Source organism: Aliidiomarina minuta, assembly GCF_003987145.1.
GTDB classification, from domain to species: domain Bacteria; phylum Pseudomonadota; class Gammaproteobacteria; order Enterobacterales; family Alteromonadaceae; genus Aliidiomarina; species Aliidiomarina minuta.
The window spans coordinates 128,427-147,007 of sequence record NZ_PIPL01000001.1 but is presented as its reverse complement, the minus strand read 5'-3'; the positions used below and the strand labels follow the sequence as shown (position 1 = coordinate 147,007).

18 protein-coding genes are annotated in these 18,581 nt (G+C 48.1%); all 18 read left to right on the top strand.

The annotated features are described in order from the left end of the window. The first annotated feature begins 37 nt into the window (after window positions 1-37). The 18 genes from CWE09_RS00695 to CWE09_RS00610 all read left to right on the top strand — a co-directional run bounded on the left by CWE09_RS00695 (window position 38) and on the right by CWE09_RS00610 (window position 18,575). On the top strand, window positions 38-913 hold the full coding sequence (locus CWE09_RS00695) for a DMT family transporter (RefSeq protein ID WP_126801989.1): 876 nt from the start codon (window positions 38-40) through the stop codon (window positions 911-913). Between the two features lie 75 nt (window positions 914-988). Then, a complete protein-coding gene (miaB, locus tag CWE09_RS00690) occupies window positions 989-2,425 on the top strand; it encodes a tRNA (N6-isopentenyl adenosine(37)-C2)-methylthiotransferase MiaB (protein ID WP_126801988.1) in 1,437 nt (478 codons plus the stop codon). Between the two features lie 41 nt (window positions 2,426-2,466). After that, window positions 2,467-3,513 carry a PhoH family protein gene (locus CWE09_RS00685; RefSeq protein WP_126801987.1) on the top strand — a complete coding sequence of 349 codons (1,047 nt, stop codon included), beginning with the start codon at window positions 2,467-2,469 and terminating at the stop codon, window positions 3,511-3,513. Then, a complete protein-coding gene (gene ybeY / locus CWE09_RS00680; protein WP_126801986.1) occupies window positions 3,510-3,974 on the top strand; it encodes an rRNA maturation RNase YbeY in 465 nt (154 codons plus the stop codon). The genes CWE09_RS00685 and ybeY overlap by 4 nt, the downstream gene beginning before the upstream one ends. A gap of 4 nt (window positions 3,975-3,978) precedes the next feature. Beyond that, window positions 3,979-4,866: an HlyC/CorC family transporter gene (locus CWE09_RS00675; RefSeq protein WP_126801985.1), complete on the top strand. Its 888-nt coding sequence runs from the start codon at window positions 3,979-3,981 to the stop codon at window positions 4,864-4,866. Further along, window positions 4,863-6,407: an apolipoprotein N-acyltransferase gene (gene lnt / locus CWE09_RS00670; RefSeq protein WP_126801984.1), complete on the top strand. Its 1,545-nt coding sequence runs from the start codon at window positions 4,863-4,865 to the stop codon at window positions 6,405-6,407. The genes CWE09_RS00675 and lnt overlap by 4 nt, the downstream gene beginning before the upstream one ends. 97 nt (window positions 6,408-6,504) lie before the next feature. Then, window positions 6,505-6,708: a hypothetical protein gene (locus tag CWE09_RS00665; RefSeq protein ID WP_126801983.1), complete on the top strand. Its 204-nt coding sequence runs from the start codon at window positions 6,505-6,507 to the stop codon at window positions 6,706-6,708. Window positions 6,709-6,800: 92 nt separating this feature from the next. Continuing rightward, on the top strand, window positions 6,801-9,383 hold the full coding sequence (leuS, locus tag CWE09_RS00660; protein ID WP_420807992.1) for a leucine--tRNA ligase: 2,583 nt from the start codon (window positions 6,801-6,803) through the stop codon (window positions 9,381-9,383). 12 nt (window positions 9,384-9,395) lie between these two features. Then, complete coding sequence (locus tag CWE09_RS00655; protein WP_157982782.1) at window positions 9,396-9,881, top strand: LPS-assembly lipoprotein LptE; 486 nt, start codon at window positions 9,396-9,398, stop codon at window positions 9,879-9,881. Window positions 9,882-9,884: 3 nt separating this feature from the next. Further along, window positions 9,885-10,940 (top strand): DNA polymerase III subunit delta, encoded by a 1,056-nt coding sequence (gene holA, locus CWE09_RS00650; protein WP_126801980.1) that lies wholly within the window; start codon window positions 9,885-9,887, stop codon window positions 10,938-10,940. Beyond that, window positions 10,924-11,571 (top strand): nicotinate-nucleotide adenylyltransferase, encoded by a 648-nt coding sequence (nadD, locus tag CWE09_RS00645; RefSeq protein WP_126801979.1) that lies wholly within the window; start codon window positions 10,924-10,926, stop codon window positions 11,569-11,571. Before holA ends, nadD begins: the two co-directional genes overlap by 17 nt. A gap of 94 nt (window positions 11,572-11,665) precedes the next feature. Then, entirely contained in the window at window positions 11,666-11,989 is a 324-nt protein-coding gene (rsfS, locus tag CWE09_RS00640) for a ribosome silencing factor (protein WP_126801978.1), read from the top strand. A 3-nt stretch (window positions 11,990-11,992) separates the two neighbouring features. Further along, window positions 11,993-12,463, top strand: coding sequence for a 23S rRNA (pseudouridine(1915)-N(3))-methyltransferase RlmH (gene rlmH / locus CWE09_RS00635; protein ID WP_126801977.1), 471 nt, complete (start codon window positions 11,993-11,995; stop codon window positions 12,461-12,463). 2 nt (window positions 12,464-12,465) lie between these two features. Beyond that, complete coding sequence (mrdA, locus tag CWE09_RS00630; protein ID WP_126801976.1) at window positions 12,466-14,409, top strand: penicillin-binding protein 2; 1,944 nt, start codon at window positions 12,466-12,468, stop codon at window positions 14,407-14,409. Next, window positions 14,396-15,511, top strand: a complete 1,116-nt coding sequence (gene rodA, locus CWE09_RS00625) for a rod shape-determining protein RodA (RefSeq protein ID WP_126801975.1) — start codon at window positions 14,396-14,398, stop codon at window positions 15,509-15,511. The genes mrdA and rodA overlap by 14 nt, the downstream gene beginning before the upstream one ends. 22 nt (window positions 15,512-15,533) lie before the next feature. Next, the gene (gene mltB / locus CWE09_RS00620; RefSeq protein ID WP_126801974.1) at window positions 15,534-16,526 is read left to right on the top strand and encodes a lytic murein transglycosylase B; all 993 of its coding nucleotides are present in this window, start codon (window positions 15,534-15,536) and stop codon (window positions 16,524-16,526) included. Next, window positions 16,516-17,280, top strand: a complete 765-nt coding sequence (locus CWE09_RS00615) for a septal ring lytic transglycosylase RlpA family protein (protein ID WP_126801973.1) — start codon at window positions 16,516-16,518, stop codon at window positions 17,278-17,280. The genes mltB and CWE09_RS00615 overlap by 11 nt, the downstream gene beginning before the upstream one ends. 131 nt (window positions 17,281-17,411) lie before the next feature. Then, the gene (locus tag CWE09_RS00610) at window positions 17,412-18,575 is read left to right on the top strand and encodes a D-alanyl-D-alanine carboxypeptidase family protein (RefSeq protein WP_126801972.1); all 1,164 of its coding nucleotides are present in this window, start codon (window positions 17,412-17,414) and stop codon (window positions 18,573-18,575) included. Window positions 18,576-18,581 lie beyond the last annotated feature (6 nt).

The window sequence follows — 18,581 nt, the reverse complement described above, 5'->3', positions numbered from 1 at the left end:
GATAAGATAACTCTATCGACGGAAAATAAAGATTTGTATGCATAAGGTTCTGCCCTTGCCTCCTGTAGTGATTGCCTCTGCGCTGGTCTTACTGGCTGAGTTTTGCTTTGCTGGCGTTAGCGCCCTGGTCAAACACCTGACCGAAACATTACCTTACGAACATCTGGTGTTCTTTCGCAATCTTTTTGCCTTTATCATTCTACTGCCCTGGCTATGGCGTAAGCGAGCGACTGCTTTTAAAACCGAACAACTGGGCCTGCATTTGCTTCGTGCCGTGGCAGGAGTCACCGCCATGTTTCTGTTCTTTCTGGTGATTGCCAGCGTGCCTTTGGCGCAGGCTACCCTCGTATTATTAATGGCGCCTTTTATTATTCCCATCATTAGCCATTTCTGGCTGGGTGAAAGCATTACCCGACGCTTGATTCTGACTATTATACTTGGCTTCATTGGTGTTCTGGTGTTTCTGAATCCGGTTGCCGGTGATTTCCAGCCGATGATTCTGGTAGCCCTGCTCGCTGCCACACTGGCTGCCTGGACTAAAACCATCATTCGTAAACTTTCCAGCACTGAGTCACCCAGTAAAATTGTCTTTTATTTTTCTTTTTTCGCCTCTTTATTATCCGCCATTCCGCTCTTTATCCGCTGGCAACCTTTAGCGTCATCAGACTGGTTTCTGATAGCCGCCATGGGGCTGCTCGCTGTAGTCGGACAATTAGCCATGACCCGTGCATTCAGCATGGCCAGCCCATCCCGCGTCGGAGTCTTTACCTATAGCTCTGTTATTTTTGCCGCCTTTATGGGTTTCTGGTTCTGGCAGGAACCTATTACCTGGCATATGGTCAGTGGGACTATCATTATATTTATTGCTGGTTTTTTTGCATTACGCCAGAAACCAGCGGTTGCCCGCCACTAGCAACTACCCTGCTATAGGTGGTAAAATAATGACCCTTTTTTGCACCCATTTCAGTTAAGCGAGTAAGTGAGCATCATGAGTAAAAAGGTCTTTGTTAAAACCTGGGGTTGCCAGATGAACGAATACGATTCAGCCAAAATGCTGGATCTGCTGAATGCTACCCAGGGATACCTGCCAACAGACACCGCTGAAGATGCTGATTTAATTCTGCTCAACACCTGTTCTATTCGCGAAAAAGCACAGGAGAAGGTCTTTCATCAGCTGGGTCGCTGGAAATTATTGAAAAACGATAAGCCGGATCTGATTATTGGTGTGGGTGGTTGCGTAGCCTCGCAGGAAGGTGCTCATATCCGTGAACGCGCGCCTTTTGTGGACCTGGTATTTGGTCCGCAAACCCTGCATCGCTTGCCAGAGATGGTGAAACAAGTACAAGCTGGCGAGAAAGCGGTGATGGATATTTCATTCCCTGAAATTGAAAAATTTGACCGCCTGCCCGATCCTAAAGCCGATGGCGCTTCCGCTTTTGTATCTATTATGGAAGGCTGCAGTAAATACTGCACGTTCTGTGTAGTGCCTTATACCCGGGGCGAAGAAGTCAGTCGTCCGGTAGACGATGTGCTCTACGAAATTGCCCAGCTTGCGGAACAAGGTGTGCGGGAAGTGAATCTGCTTGGACAGAACGTCAATGCCTTTCGTGGGCCCCATTACGATGGTGATATCTGCTCCTTTGCTGAATTATTACATTTGATAGCCGCTATCGACGGCATTGACCGTATTCGTTATACCACCTCGCATCCGGTTGAATTTACCGATGACATTATTGCCGCCTACGAAACCATTCCTGAGCTGGTTGATCACCTGCATCTGCCAGTGCAAAGCGGTTCCGATCGCGTGCTGGCGTTAATGAAACGAGGCCATACGGCAATCGAGTATAAATCGCAGATTCGTAAATTACGTAAAGTGCGTCCCAACATAGCTATGTCTTCTGACTTTATTATTGGTTTTCCGGGAGAAAGTGACGCCGATTTCGAAAAGACTATGGACTTAATCCAGGCTATAGACTTTGATTTAAGCTTCAGCTTTATTTATAGCGCACGTCCTGGTACGCCGGCTGCTGACCTACCTGATGATGTCAGCGAAGCGACCAAGAAACAGCGTTTGCAACTGTTACAACAGCGTATTAACCAACAGGCGCAGCAACATGCGCGCCGTATGCTGGATACGGAACAACGCATACTGGTAATAGGTCCGTCGCGTAAAAACCCGATGGAACTCAGTGGCCGTACTGAAAACAACCGAGTGGTTAATTTTGAAGGCCACCCAGGCATGATCGGTAAATTTGTTGATGTGAAAATCACTGAAGCTTTGCCAAACTCATTGCGCGGTGAATTGCTCCGTGAAGAAGCTGATATGGGATTGCGGGTAGAAATGTCACCACAGAGCATTCTGGCCCGCTCCGGCAAACAACAGGAACAGACAGATGAAAGTGGCGTAATTCACTTTCAGCCTTAACTCATTAAATAGTATTACTTAAGTAATAAGACGAGGAAGTATTGAGTAAACATATAGATACCTTTGAATTGTATCTTGAGCCCGCAGACAGCCAGCGTTTAGCCAACCTTTGTGGGCCCTTTGACGATAATATAAAGCAGCTGGAGCGGCGCCTGGGTGTCGAAATCAGCCATCGCGATAACCATTTTCGTATTATCGGTCAGCCTTCAGGCCTACTGGCCACCAGCGACATTCTGCGTGATCTTTATGTAGAGACGGCCCCCGTCCGTGGTACCGTTCAGGATATTGAACCCGCTAAGGTGCACCTGGCAATTCAACAAAGTGCTGCTTTAGAGCAGGATCAAGGCGTTGAAGACGATAAACACACCGTCATTAAAACCAAACGCGGTCTGATTAAACCCCGTAATGCGAACCAACAGGCCTATGTACGCGCTATTCTGGCCAATGATATTAACTTTGGCATAGGTCCGGCCGGTACCGGAAAGACTTACCTGGCGGTAGCCGCCGCGGTAGATGCTCTGGAACGTCAGGAAATTCGTCGCATTCTGTTAACCCGCCCGGCTGTTGAAGCTGGCGAAAAACTGGGTTTTTTACCTGGCGATCTGGCTCAGAAAGTAGACCCTTACCTGCGCCCGCTTTATGACGCTCTATTCGAAATGCTTGGTTTTGAAAAAGTTGAAAAACTGCTTGAGCGCAACGTAATCGAAGTAGCTCCGCTTGCCTATATGCGTGGCCGCACCCTGAATGATGCCTTTATTATTCTGGATGAAAGTCAAAACACCACGCCGGAGCAAATGAAAATGTTCCTGACCCGCATTGGTTTCAACTCCAAAGCGGTTATTACCGGCGATATTACGCAAATCGACTTACCCCGAGGCCAGCGCTCAGGGTTACGTCATGCCATCGAAGTATTAAGCGAAGTTGAAGAAATCAGTTTTACCTTCTTCAACGCCTTTGACGTAGTGCGCCATCCGGTCGTGCAACGTGTAGTTCAGGCCTATGAAAAACATGAGCTGCAACTGGAAGGCAAACAGGCCGGCAAAGCTAATGGCAACGGCACACATGTTAAAGTTGAGCCTGACTCATGAACGCTACGGTTGATCTGCAGGCTGCTCATGGCGAGCAACAAATTCCCGCCGAGGCGCAATTCTGCAGTTGGGTGGAAGCCGCACTTAAAGCGGAGCACCTGGAGCAGGCGGAGTTGACCATACGAACCGTCAGCGTTGAGGAAAGTCAGCAGCTAAACCGCGACTACCGAGGCAAAGATAAACCAACTAATGTTCTGTCTTTTCCCTTCGACAACGATATTCCGCTACCCGTGCCTTTGTTAGGCGATCTGGTTATTTGCGTTCCCGTGCTGGCAGCAGAAGCTGAAGAACAGAATAAAGCACTGCATGACCACTGGGCGCATTTAGTTGTGCATGGCACCTTGCATTTGCTAGGTTATGACCATATTGAGGATCACGAGGCTGACATAATGGAAAGCCTGGAAATAGAAATCCTTCATTCACTTGGCATAGATGACCCATATCGTAAGGAGCCAACCTAGTCTCATGAGCGACGACAACGCACCCTCTAGTAGCGGTTCTGCGCGCAAGTCCTGGGCAACACGTTTGCTACAGAGCTTCACTGCAGAACCGAACACCCGTGAAGAGCTGGTTGATATTATTCAGGATGCAGAACTTCGTGATCTGATTGATGCCGACACTAAAGAAATGATTGAAGGCGTTCTCGATGTTGCCAAGCTTAAAGTCCGCGACATTATGATCCCCCGCTCGCAAATGATCACTATTGATAAAAATGCCAGTGTGGCAGAGTTCCTGCCTATGCTTGTTGATAGCGGACACTCCCGGTATCCGGTAGTCAGCGACAACAAAGACCAGATTGAGGGCGTATTGCTGGTTAAAGACCTGCTGCCCTTTGGCTTTCAAATAACAAACCAGCCTTTTTCAATTGGTGAGGTTATGCGACCGGCCGTTATCGTTCCAGAGAGTAAACGGGTTGACGCTTTACTGAAAGAATTCAGATCCAAACGCTACCACATGGCAATCGTTGTCGATGAATATGGCGGCGTTTCCGGTCTGGTCACTATCGAAGATATCCTGGAAGAAATTGTTGGTGAAATTGAAGATGAAACGGACGACAACGAAAATGAAAAAGCCAGCATAAAACGAATCAGTGCGTCCCGCTTTTCCGTTAAAGCTCTGACCACCATTGAAGAATTCAATCAGTTTTTCAACACCGAATTTCCGGATTCAGAATACGATACCGTCGGAGGACTGGTAGCCAGCGCATTTGGACACCTTCCCTCAACTGGTGAAATGGTTGAAGTCGGTGAACTGGCCTTTAAGGTCACTTCAGCGGACCGACGTCGTATTCAACAGCTACAGGTTAGCCTGACTGGCTTTCCACAAGATACGGACACCAAAACCGAAACATGAACTGGTTAACTTTTCTGACCCGCCCTTATTGGCGTTATTCACTGTCGCTACTTAGTGGCCTTGCTTTAGTCTTTGCCTATGCGCCTTTTAATCAGGGCTGGTTAGCGCCGCTGTTGATTGCTTCCTGGCTACTCATGCTCGTACGGGCCCAGACACAGCGCCAGGCTCTGGCAACCGGGTTTGCTTTTGGTTTCGGCTGGTTTGGTGCAGGAGTCAGCTGGGTTTTTGTCAGTATTGACCAGTTTGGTGGGCTACCTCTTATTTTCTCCGTGCTGCTTATGGTCGTGCTGTGGGCTTACCTGGCGCTGTTTCCAATGCTTGCCGCCTGGTTGTGGTTTCGCAGCAGGCGCTGGTTATCTGGTATGTCGCTGTTTGTATTACCCTTACTCTGGCTAATCAGCGAATTTCTGCGCGGTTGGTTATTTACTGGTTTCCCCTGGCTCAGTTTAGGTTATAGCCAGACCAGCACGGTCATGGGAAACATGGCCCCTCATGTCGGCGAAATTGGACTCAGCCTGTTGGTAATGCTAAGCGCCATAGGTTTTGCTCTGACCTTGCTACGTAAACAAGTGCAGTGGCTGTTAGTACCCCTTATCTGCTATGCAATGGGCGTTGTCGCTCCCTACTTCAATCCCATGCAACCCACTGGTGAAACGGTGAATGTAGCTCTGGTTCAGGGCAACGTCAGTCTTGATGTCAAATGGGAGCCCAGTCGGCAATGGATTAACTTAGTTAAGTATATGGATTTAGCGCGGCCATATTATGACCATGATCTGGTCATCTGGCCGGAATCCGCTATTACTGCTATTGAACCTCATGCTACGGAAGCACTGCAGGAAATTGACAAAGCGGCGGCAGCTAACGATACCGCCGTTATTACCGGTATTATTGATCTTAAAGAATCCAATAACGGCTACTACAATTCTATTATTGTATTAGGTCAACAACCTGATTCAGGTTATCAGTATGCTGCTGACAATCGCTATGAAAAGCATCAGCTGTTACCCATTGGCGAATTTGTACCTTTTGAGAGTTTGCTGCGTCCTTTGGCACCACTATTTAATTTACCTATGTCTTCCTTTCAGCGAGGCTCTTATCGGCAGCCTAATCTGCAGGCCAACGGTTACCAGCTAGCCGCTAATATTTGTTATGAAGTGGCTTTCCCACGCCAGATAGCGGCATCAGTAGATGAGCAGACCCAATTACTTTTAACAATTAGCAATGATAGTTGGTTTGGTGACTCACATGGTCCACACCAACACATGGAAATAGCCCGCATGCGGGCCATGGAGCTAGGTCGGCCCATGTTGCGTTCGACCAACAATGGAGTCACCGGCATGGTTGATGAACGTGGACGCTGGATTACCCACATCCCTCAGTTTGAAGCCAATGTCGCCAGTGCCCATGTGTCTCTGGTTGAAGGGAAAACCTGGTTCCGGCGAACTGGCGAGTGGCCCGCCTGGATATCTGCAATGCTCCTTGCGTTCGCTACCTTGCGCAAAAGTGGCCGGAACGCTGCTGAAAACTATAAAAGCAGGTAAAACCTGACTTAGAACATAGTCAAAAGCCGTCAAAGATTTTAAAATTCAGGGTATAATCTAACTATAACTTTTCGTGGTATATAAAGGACAAGGCGACATGGCAAATTTACTTGATGCAATTTTCTTTACCATCCTGGTGGCTTCAGCGGGCCTGGGTGTAACCAGCATTATCATGGCATTTACTTCAGGTGGCGATACTAATAATGCAGCTGCCAAAGTTGAAGGCTTATACGAAAACATATTTTTTGGCGTATCAGGCCTTATAATCGCATTGCTTATGTGGGTCGCTCTGGTATTTTAACAGGCTCAGGTTTTCTTTAAGGCACCTGATGTCAGTATCAGGTGCCTTGTTCATTTTTCAGACAGCTGGTAATTGATGTAATGGCAGAAAAAATACAACAGGAATATGCACACCAGGATATAGAGCAACAGGCCCAGAAACGCTGGAAGGATGAAGCAATTTTCACCGTCAGCGAAGACCCCGACAAAGAGAAATTTTACTGCCTGTCGATGTTCCCCTACCCCAGTGGCAAGCTGCATATGGGGCACGTGCGCAACTATACCCTGGGCGATGTTGTAGCCCGTTATCAGCGCCTGCAAGGTAAGAATGTCATGCAGCCGATTGGCTGGGATGCCTTTGGCCTGCCCGCTGAAAATGCCGCCATTCAGAATAAAACCGCGCCAGCTGCCTGGACCTATGAAAATATCAGGTACATGCGTGAGCAGCTCAATAGCCTGGGTTTCAGCTATGACTGGAGTCGTGAAATTGCCACCTGTCACCCTGAGTATTACCGCTGGGAGCAATGGTTTTTCACCAAACTGTACGAAAAAGGCCTGGTTTACAAAAAAAATGCGACAGTAAACTGGGACCCTGTTGATCAGACTGTGCTTGCCAATGAACAGGTTATTGACGGCAAAGGCTGGCGTTCCGGTGCCACGGTAGAGCAAAAAGAAATTCCTCAGTGGTTTATTAAAATCACTGACTATGCCGAAGAGCTACTGCAGGATCTGGACCAGCTGGATGATTGGCCAGAACAGGTTAAAGCCATGCAACGCAACTGGATAGGCCGTTCTGAAGGAGTTCAGATAAGTTACCAGGTAGAACAGACCGATGCTCAGTTAACCGTTTATACCACCCGACCTGATACCATTTATGGTGCGACCTATATGGCGGTGGCGGCGCAACATCCGCTGGCTTTGCAAGCAGCTGAAAGCAACAGTGAAATCGCTGACTTTATCGAAAGCTGTAAACAACAGAAAGTTGCCGAAGCTGAACTGGCCACTATGGAGAAACGCGGCATTGATACCGGCTTTACTGCTCGCCATCCGTTTACCGGTCATTCGATCCCAATTTACGTGGCTAACTTCGTGCTCATGGACTACGGCACGGGCGCTGTCATGGCAGTACCCGGACATGATCAGCGTGACTGGGAGTTTGCTACCGCTTATGGCCTGCCTATTACTCAGGTCATTAAACCTGCAGATGAAAACGTTGAATGCGATATCAGTAAAGAAGCTTTCGTGGGTCATGGTGTCGTCATTAACTCTGAAAAATACAATGGATTAACCAGCAAAGAGGCCTTTGAAGCCATTGCCAGCTACATTCAGGCTGAAGGTCTGGGAGATCGCCAGGTCAATTATCGTCTGCGCGACTGGGGCGTTTCACGACAGCGTTACTGGGGGACCCCTATCCCTATGCTGAACCTGGAAAATGGCGAATCCGCAGCTGTGCCTGAAGATCAGTTACCTGTGAAGCTCCCAGAAGATGTGGTTATGGATGGCGTAGCGTCGCCGATTAAAGCCGACCCTGAGTGGCGTAAAACCAGCTATCAGGGAATGCCTGCTGAGCATGAAACCGACACCTTTGATACTTTCATGGAGTCTTCCTGGTACTACGCACGTTACTGCTCACCACGCGAAGATGGTATGCTGGATCCAGAAAAAGCCAATTACTGGCTGCCCGTAGATCAGTATGTGGGCGGCATCGAACACGCAATACTGCACCTTTTATATGCCCGCTTTTTCCATAAGTTACTGCGTGATACCGGTCTGGTTGAATCTGATGAGCCCTTTAAACGCCTGTTATGCCAGGGCATGGTATTGGCGGATAGCTTTTATCGTGAAGACGAAAAAGGAGCTAAAACCTGGTTTTCTCCGCAAGACGTAACCATCCAGCGTGACGAAAAAGGCCGTATTCAGGGTGCTACAGGCCCAGATGGAAAAAATGTTGAACACGATGGTATGAGCAAAATGTCGAAGTCGAAGAATAACGGCATTGACCCTCAGACTATGGTTCATAAATACGGTGCAGACACAGTACGTTTGTTTATGATGTTTGCTGCACCACCGGAGATGACACTTGAGTGGTCCGATTCGGGAGTAGAAGGCGCTAATCGTTTCCTGCGGCGTTTATGGAAACAAGTTCATAAATTCCAGAACGACTCGGGTCAGGGGCAAGTTGCCACAGGTGGCCTGAGCAAAGCACAAAAATCACTACGCCGTGATGTTCATAAAACTATCGCTAAAGTCAGTGACGACATGGGCCGTCGGCAAAACTTCAACACTGCGATTGCCGCTATTATGGAGCTCATGAACAGCCTGCAGAAAGCGCAGCTGGAAGACGCCGCGGACAAAGCTGTTATGCAGGAAGCACTGGACGCTGTAGTGATTATGCTGGCCCCTATTACACCGCACATCTGTGAAAAACTATGGGCAGCGTTAGGTCATCAGAGCGATGTTAACTTTGCCACCTGGCCTCAGGCTGATAAAGAAGCCATGCTGGAAGATGAGAAACTGATCGTGGTTCAGGTGAACAGTAAGGTACGCACCAAGATCACAGTTCCGGCCGATGCCACCCAGGACCAGGTTGAACAGCGAGCTTTAGCCGAAGCTAATGTGATAAAACACACCGAAGGTAAGACGGTGCGTAAAATCATTTATATCCCAGGTAAAATTTTTAATATTGTAGCGAATTAAAGGATGCCTTACTTGCGACACTTTCTGTTTATGCTCGTCGCCCTGTCGACCCTTCAGCTGAGCGCTTGCGGCTTTCAGATGAGGGGTAGCTATCAGGTGCCGGAACAACTGCAGGAAGTGTCTTTGCAGGCACCTTCACGTAGCGAGTTAGGTAACCGCCTGCAACGTGAATTACTGCGTTATGAAGTAGTTATCAGCCCGCGTGAATCAGATATCACTCATATAGAACTACATGAAGACTATCTGGACCGTCGCATCCTGTCGTTATTAACTTCCGGTCAGGTTGCTGAGTATGAACTCATTTATACGGCTCCGGTGACCGTACATACTCTAGATGGGCGGCTGGAGCAGCACGAGATTCAGATCTTCCGTGACTATCAGGAAGACCCCAATTTCGCGCTGGCTAAAACCCGGGAGCTTGAAATTATAGTTAACGAAATGCGCGATGACGCGGTACAACGGCTGATGATGCTGTTGACCCGGGTCACTCTGGAGTAACCTGTGCAAGTATACGCCAACAAGTTACAACAACATCTGACTACCCAGCTCAGACCTTTGTATCTGGTATTTGGCGATGATGATTTTTTGCGTTTACAGGCACTGGCCGAAATCCGCCAGACGGCTAAGCAACGAGGCTTTAGCGAGCGTGAAGTTTTCCAGCAGAATGCTGAATTTCGCTGGTTTGAACTACAGCAAAGCAGCCAGAACCTGTCTCTCTTTGCCAACCAACGCGTGTTAGAGCTGGAGATGCCCAATGCAGCCCCAGGCCAGGAAGGCGCAAAAGCTTTACAGGCTTTCATAGAGCAACAGGCCGATGACACTCTTCTTATCCTTCATGGGCCTAAACTGAAGGCTGAACAGCAGCGCAGTAAATGGTTTAAAATGCTCGATAAACACGGGGTTTTTGTTCCCGTATATACGCCAGACAAGAGTCAACTGCGCCAGTTTATTCAACAACGGGCCCAGCATTATCAATTAAGCCTGAATGCTGAAGCCATGCAGCTACTGGCAGACTGGTACGAAGGCAACCTGCTAGCCCTGGACCAGGCGCTGGCTAAGCTGGCCTTGTTACATCTGAATAAAGAAGTCACCGCCACCGATGTACATAACAGCGCGGATGAGCAAAGTCGTTATGACGTCTTTGCATTACAGGATGCTTTACTGAAGGGTCAGGCGGATGCCTTTTTCCATCGCTTACAGCGCTTATTTGAAACTGATGGTGAGCCCGCTATTATTCATTGGTTATTGCAGCGTGAATGCCAGACTTTGCACAATGCCTTTATCAACATACAAGGGGGCAGTACAGTCAGCGAGGCACTGCAAGCCGCAGGTGTATGGAAAAGCCAACAGCCAGCTTATCAGCGACTACTAGCCGACTGGAATCCAACCCTGAGTAACGCTGTGCAGCGCCTTTTGGTGCGCGCTGAGCTGGCTCTGAAGCGTGACAGCAAAGAAGACTTAGCAACCTTATTCAGTCATATCGGGCTGTTACTGCTCAACCCTCGCCAGGCAGAGCCCTTAAGTTTAATGGAACACTCCAGTGAACCATTCATTTGAAGGTCCGGTCGCTCTTCTGGGCGGAACTTTCGACCCTATTCATTACGGTCATATTAAGCCAGCCCTGACTCTTGCAGACACCCTGGGGTGGCAACAAATACGCTTACAACCCTGCTTCTCTCCTCCGCATCGCAAACCACCTGAAGCCAGTGACCAGCAACGCCTGCAAATGGTCAGGCTGGCCGCAGAACTCGACTGCAGGCTTGTCGCCGATGACTGGGAACTGCGTCAGGGTCAGCCAACCCGCACAGTCCACACACTGAGTCACTTACAAGCTGAATATCCGCGCCAAAGCCTGCATTTTATTATGGGCATGGATAGTTTTTTGTCGTTGACCAGCTGGTTAAACTGGCAACAGCTTTTAACGCTGGCTCATCTGGTGGTGCTGCCACGGCCAGGATATGAACTGAACAACGCATCAGCAACACTCCAGCAATTACTGGTAAACGCAGAAACCGATAAACCAGCTGAATTACAAAGTGGTAGTGGCCGCATATACATAGCACAAACCCCTGCATTTAATATTTCAGCTACTGAGCTACGCCAACAGCTAAAAGACAACCCAGACTGCCCGGAGCTGTTGCCACTCAATATTTTTCAATATATTCGTCAACAAGGTCTGTATCAGTAGCCGCTACTGCTGCAACCACTACTGAACTCGTGGTAAACTCAGGGGTCATAATTACCAACTTGCCCACGTTAAGGCACCTTTCAGGAGAGAACCATTGCAAGCGCAAGAATTGCGAGACTTTGTACTCGATAAAATAGATGATTTAAAAGCCCGGGATGTGCATGTACTGGACGTTAGCAAAAAATCTGATATTGCTGATTTTTTAGTAATCTGCTCCGGCAATTCAAAAACCCACGTTCGCAGTATTGCTAACCACGTTGCTCAGGAGAGTAAACACGCGGGTTTACCTGCTATTGGCATAGAAGGTGAAACCGACTCTGAATGGGTCCTGGTTGATTTTGGCGATGTCATCGTGCATGTTATGCAAGACAGTGCCCGGGATTTCTACCAACTGGAAAAGTTATGGGGACACCCCTGATTTATGCGATTACAGCTAGTCGCCGTAGGCAATAAAATGCCGGAATGGGTTACCACTGGCTTTAATGAGTATGCCCGGCGAATGCCGCCGGATATACCATTACAGTTAACCGAAATAACTCCGGGTAAACGGGGCAAAAAAGCGAATATCGCCCGTATTACTGAGCAGGAAGGCGATAGTATGCTGAATCAGGTTAACAAGGGATCGCGCATTGTAACTTTAGAGGTAACAGGCAAACCCTGGGATACTCCTAAACTGGCATCGCGTATGCAGCACTGGCAGCTCGATGGCCGGGACGTCAGCTTTCTGATCGGTGGACCTGAAGGTCTCTCGCCTGCCTGTGAGCAGGCAAGCGAAGAAAAGTGGTCGTTATCAGCGCTCACATTGCCCCATCCGATGGTGCGCATTATCATAGCTGAAGCACTGTTTCGCGCCTGGAGCCTTAATAATAATCATCCATATCACCGTGAATAAGAATGAAATATAAACATCACGCTATGAGAGATCATAACTCTGACTCGAGTCTGTTTGCCGGACGAGCGTTGTTTTGCTTATTTTTGGTCGGCGCGGTGTTTATCGTTTTACTGGTTAATCTTTATCATCTGCAGGTAACAGGTTTTCAGGAATTTCAAACCCGCTCTAACAGTAATCGTATTACCGTTTTGCCAGTAGCGCCCAACCGTGGACTTATTTATGATCGTAATGGTGAAATTCTGGCCGAGAATATTGCTGTTTACAGTATTGAAATCATACCTGAAGAAGTGCCTGACCTGGACGACACCCTACAACGTTTAGTCGAGCTTCTTGACCTTCCAGAAAGTTCTATTCAGACGTTTCAGAATCAGCTTCGCCGTGCGCGTCGCTTTCCACAGATCCCTTTTATCGACAACGTTACCGAAGAGCAGGTCGCACGCTTCTCTTTACATCAGCATCACTTCCCTGGAGTTTCGGTAGAAGGCCGGCATCAGCGACATTATCCGCACAATGACTTGTTTACTCATGTTCTGGGCTATGTCGGGCGGATTAACCGTCAGGATATTCAGCGTCTGCAGGCGACTGATCAATATGCTAATTATGCAGCGACCCGTACTATAGGTAAGCTTGGGGTAGAGCGATATTATGAAGAAACTCTGCATGGTAAAACAGGTTATCAGACCGTTGAAGTGAATAACCGTGGACGTGTAGTCAGGACCCTGGAGTTTACTCCCCCTACCCCAGGTAAAGATATTTACCTGGAAGTCGATGTTGAAATGCAAAAAATCGCACAGCATCAACTACAAGGGCGACGAGGGGCTATTGTAGTTATGGACAGTAAAACCGGCGGCTTGCTAGCTATGTATTCGAACCCCAGCTACAACCCGAACTGGTTTGTCAGTGGCATTTCCACCAAGCAGTATCAAAGTTTGTTACAGGATCCTAATAATCCTTTAATCAACCGAGCCAGTCAGGGCCGTTATCCGCCAGCCTCCACCATCAAACCACATATGGGATTGCTGGGATTACAGGAAGGTACTATCACTCCGTCCACCAGCATCTGGGACCCTGGCTATTATGAGCTGGAAGGAATAGAACGGCGTTTCCGTAACTGGCGCAGCTGGGGTCATGGCTGGGTAGACCTACATAAAGCTATTCAGGTTTCTAATAATACCTTTTATTACGAACTGGCTCATAAACTCGGTATTGATGCTATTTCTGACTTTATGCTGGATTTAGGTTTCGGCGACTTTACCGGTATTGATATTCACGAGGAAAACCGGGCTGTGATGCCTTCCAGAGGCTGGAAAAGAGCAAATTACAATGAATCCTGGTATACCGGAGAAACTCTTTCAGTGGGTATTGGCCAGAGCTTCTGGACAGCGACACCCCTGCAACTGGCGACTACAACCAACACTATAGTCACTAAAGGCCGGCGGCTACAGCCTCGTTTTCTAAGAGGTATAAGAGAGGGAGAAAACATTCAGTACCAGCAGCCTTTTGAAAAAGCACCACTGCAACTGGATCAGGAATCTTATTTCACCACCATCATGGAAGGTATGGAGCGAGTAATCAGCCGTGCTGACGGCACAGCGCATGCTGCTTTTGTAGGAGCACCTTACCGCGCAGCGGGTAAAACCGGGACCGCTCAGGTTATTAGCCGCGCTGACATTGAAGAAGAGGAAGTTATTGAATTTGATACTGATGGTGAACCTATTCCTATCGAAGTTGACGAACGTCTGCGCAATAACGCGACCTACGTTGGTTATGCCCCAGCTGACGATCCGCAGATAACTCTGGCTATCGCAATTGAAAACGTTGGTGGCGGTGGCTTAAATGCGGCGCCAGTAGCCCGTCGTATTATGGATTTCTATTTCGATAAACAAGCACAAATAGAGCTGGCTCAACAGCAACAAGATGAGGATCCGGTCGATGCAGACAACTGAAGAACGTCAGCGCAATATATGGCTGGCGCGGATGCATATTGACCTGCCTTTACTGCTGGTTTTAATGGCCCTTTCCGTAATCAGCCTTGCTGTTATATACAGTGCCGGCGGCCAGGACATTCACCTGGTCAACCGTCAGGCAGTGCGTATAGGTATATCTTTTGCCGTGCTTTTTGTTATGGCACAGATTTCCCCGTTAACCTATCAGCGTTTTGCTATCCCAGTCTTTGTTATAGGGGTGGCCTTATTAGTCGCGGTATTGCTAGTCGGTGAAGTAGGTAAAGGTGCGCAGCGCTGGCTCGATATTGGAGTCACTCGTATTCAGCCCGCAGAAATAATGAAGCTGGCTGCACCATTGATGCTGGCCTGGTACTGTTCCCGCCAGGAACTTCCAATAAGCATTTCCGTTGTTATTATGGGGCTGATTCTTATTATGGTCCCAACTCTCTTAATAGCCCAGCAACCCGATTTAGGTACCGCCCTGCTAGTTGCCTGTTCCGGTCTTTTCGTGCTTTTTCTGGCGGGTATGAGCTGGCGCCTGATTATCAGTGGTTTCATATTACTAGGTTCATTTTTGCCGGTTGCCTGGTTTTTCCTGATGCGTGACTACCAGCGCCAGCGAGTACTTACTTTCTTAAACCCGGAAACCGACCCCCTCGGTGCTGGTTATCATATTATTCAATCTAAAATCGCTATTGGCTCAGGGGGAATTGAAGGTAAAGGCTGGTTACAAGGCACTCAGTCTCAGCTTGAATTTTTACCTGAGCGGCACACTGATTTTATTTTTTCTGTGTTCAGTGAAGAATTTGGTCTGATTGGCGTTTGTGCTTTACTTTTATTTTACGGTTTTATTATCTATCGGGGCCTTACTATCGCTATGCGAGCACAGCATGTATTTAGTAAACTACTGGCTGGCAGCATAACCCTGACCGTATTTATTTATGCACTGGTTAATATCGGCATGGTTTCTGGTTTACTGCCTGTAGTTGGGGTACCTCTTCCCCTGATCAGTTATGGTGGCACCTCTATGGTCACTATTATGGCAGGGTTTGGCATCTTAATGGCTATTTCAACGCACCGCCGAATGGTACTGCGCGACTAAAATAACAAACAGGATGCGTGACATGAAAAAATATATCCCGGCATGGCTGACCGCGTCAGTCTGTGCCTTGTCTCTGACCTTTCCGGCACAGGCTGAACAGTCACCACAAGAATTGCAACAAGCGTTCACCGCTGAAATGATTGCAGAACATGATTTCACTCGTGAAGAAGTTGAACAGATCCTCGCACAAGCTGAGCTCAACGACGACGTACTCAATGCTATACAACGCCCCTGGGAAGCCAAGCCCTGGCATGAATACTACCCTATCTTTCTAACTGAACGCCGCATAGAACGAGGCGTTCAGTTCTGGCAAGAACACGAACAAACACTTAACCGTGCCAGTAAAGAATATGGCGTACCACCAGAAATTATCGTAGCCGTTATAGGCGTAGAAACCTTTTACGGCGAATATATGGGCAATTATCGGGTGTTGGATGCTTTATATACATTAGGCTTTTATTACCCACCACGGCAAAACTTTTTCCGTAGTGAACTCGGCGAATTTTTACGCTTAGCTCGCAATGAAAACCTGGAACTGGGAGAGTTAAAAGGCTCCTACGCTGGCGCTATGGGATTCGGCCAGTTTATTTCTTCCAGCTACCATCATTATGCAGTCGACTTTGACGGCGACGGCATTCGCGATTTGTTTAATAATCCAGTTGATGCGATCGGCAGCGTAGCCAACTACTTTGCTCGTCATAACTGGCGTGCCGGCGAACCCGTGGCTATTGCAGCCTGGCCTAACCGGGTCGACGATATGGATAGCCTGACTTCTGGACGTAGGCAACAGTTAACCCATACAGTCGGTCAGTTACATGAAGCTGGTGTCGACTTTGTTACGCAAATGCCAGAAGACACACGTGCCCGCTTATTTCAGTTTGAACAACAACAAGGCCATAGCTACTGGGTCGGTTTACCTAACTTTTATAGCATTACCCGCTACAATCACAGCCCCCTCTACGCTATGGCGGTATTCTTATTAAGTGAAGAATTACGTCACGCTTATGCTCGCTAGATTATTCATTTTTGCGATTCTGTTCGCGCTGTTATCAGCCTGCGCCGGAAAACCTGAGGGTCGTTACCAGATGCGTAACGACCAGGCGCCTGCCCGCCTTCCAACGTCAGCCGAGATCGAGCCCTTAACACCACGTTTTGAGCCCTTAAGCCGACAAGGTAATATGTCCTCATATACCGTACTTGGAGAAACCTATCAGGTAATGCAAAGCGCTGAGGATTATCAAGCCACTGGAATAGCCTCCTGGTATGGACAAAAATTTCATGGTCATCTCACCTCAAATGGTGAGTATTATGATATGTACAGCCTTTCAGCCGCTCATCGATATCTGCCGTTACCTAGTTATGTGCGAGTCACTAATCTGGCAAATAATAAAGAAGTCATAGTCAGAGTTAATGATCGCGGCCCTTTCCACCCAGAGCGGGTTATCGATCTTTCTTTCGCTGCAGCCTATAAACTAGATATGCTGGATACAGGGACAGCCCGCGTACATATTGAAAGCATTCATATGCCCCCCCCTATGCTGGTAGACACTGAGACACTCTATATTCAGGTGGCAGCAACCAGTAATGAAAACAATCTGCTCGCTTTAAAAAATAATTTGCAGGAAATTTATGCGCTGGATGCAACCACTCGCGAACGCGCCGGTCTACACCGTTTGTTACTCGGACCTTTTTCAGAAAGCCAGGCTAATCAGTGGTTATATAAACTACGTCAGGATGGATATGAACAAGCATTTCGGGTAGAGGACTAAATAACAGGTCTGTTCAGGCTATACCCTCTGGACTGATAAATCTGTTACAATTGCTGTCTGAAAATGCATTAACGCATAGCCATTATTACACTTAACTGCTTTGAGCAATAAATAAGAGACCTAACTTAATCATGAGTCGTATTCGTTCTACCCTGATCTCTGCTACTTGCGTAGCGCTTAGCACCCTTTTCAGCGCCAGCGCCCTTGCGGTGGTTCCTTCTGCGCCTTCGGTCAATGCCAAAAGCTATATTTTAATGGACTATAAAACCGGTTACGTTATTGCTGAGGGTAATCCGGATCAGGCTCATGGCCCTGCGAGCCTGACCAAAATGATGACCAGCTATATTATTGGCCGGGAACTACAACGCGGCACTATCAATAATGATGATGTAGTGACTATCAGTGAAAATGCCTGGGCGCGTAATTTTCCAGGCTCCTCGTTAATGTTTATCGAGGTAGGTCGTGAGGTCCCTGTTCGCGACTTAAATAAAGGTATTGTCATCTCCTCAGGGAATGACGCCTCGGTAGCCATGGCCGAGCATATTGCCGGCACTCAGGACGCCTTCGCTGACCTGATGAACGCCCATGCCCGTCAATTAGGCATGCAAAACACCACTTTTGCCAACGCCCATGGTTTGCCAGCCCCGGATCAAATCACCACAGCGCGTGATATGGCTTTATTAGGCCAGGCATTAATTCGTGATGTTCCAGAAGAATACGCTTTGTATAAAGAACGTGAATACACTTATAACGATATCCGCCAGTACAACCGCAACTCTTTATTATGGGACCGCTCGTTACAGGTAGATGGTATTAAAACGGGGCATACCCGTGATTCCGGCTACAGCCTGGTCACCTCAGCGGTAGATGGTGATACTCGCTTAATTACTGTAATAATGGGCGCTGATAGTGAGCGCGCCCGGGCTGCAGAGAGCAAAAAACTACTCAACTACGGATTTCGTTATTATGAAACTGTGCACGCTTACGATGCCGGTGAAAGTTTTGTGTCACACCGTATATGGGGTGGCGATCGTGAAGAAGTCGAGCTGGGCGTAAAAGACGATGTCGTAGTCACCCTGCCTCGGGGTCAACGCCAGAACCTGGAAGCAAATTTTGTGCTTAACCAGACCCTTGAAGCACCCATCGCCGCAGGCGAAACCGTTGGTGAAGTGTTTCTGACTATTGGTGAGGAAGATATCGCTTCATTTCCGCTGGTAACCCTGCACGAAGTTGAGACTGGTGGCTTTTTTAAACGTATAATGGATAGTATCCGGAAAAGTTTTGCCAGCGAATAATTTGCC

Coding starts and splice junctions, on each gene's coding strand:
- CWE09_RS00610 (WP_126801972.1), top strand. CDS start 17,412: ATGAGTCGTATTCGTTCTACCCTGATCTCTGCTACTTGCGTAGCGCTT.
- CWE09_RS00665 (WP_126801983.1), top strand. CDS start 6,505: ATGGCAAATTTACTTGATGCAATTTTCTTTACCATCCTGGTGGCTTCA.
- mltB (WP_126801974.1), top strand. CDS start 15,534: ATGAAAAAATATATCCCGGCATGGCTGACCGCGTCAGTCTGTGCCTTG.
- miaB (WP_126801988.1), top strand. CDS start 989: ATGAGTAAAAAGGTCTTTGTTAAAACCTGGGGTTGCCAGATGAACGAA.
- CWE09_RS00675 (WP_126801985.1), top strand. CDS start 3,979: ATGAGCGACGACAACGCACCCTCTAGTAGCGGTTCTGCGCGCAAGTCC.
- mrdA (WP_126801976.1), top strand. CDS start 12,466: ATGAAATATAAACATCACGCTATGAGAGATCATAACTCTGACTCGAGT.
- CWE09_RS00615 (WP_126801973.1), top strand. CDS start 16,516: ATGCTCGCTAGATTATTCATTTTTGCGATTCTGTTCGCGCTGTTATCA.
- rlmH (WP_126801977.1), top strand. CDS start 11,993: ATGCGATTACAGCTAGTCGCCGTAGGCAATAAAATGCCGGAATGGGTT.
- lnt (WP_126801984.1), top strand. CDS start 4,863: ATGAACTGGTTAACTTTTCTGACCCGCCCTTATTGGCGTTATTCACTG.
- ybeY (WP_126801986.1), top strand. CDS start 3,510: ATGAACGCTACGGTTGATCTGCAGGCTGCTCATGGCGAGCAACAAATT.
- CWE09_RS00695 (WP_126801989.1), top strand. CDS start 38: ATGCATAAGGTTCTGCCCTTGCCTCCTGTAGTGATTGCCTCTGCGCTG.
- rodA (WP_126801975.1), top strand. CDS start 14,396: ATGCAGACAACTGAAGAACGTCAGCGCAATATATGGCTGGCGCGGATG.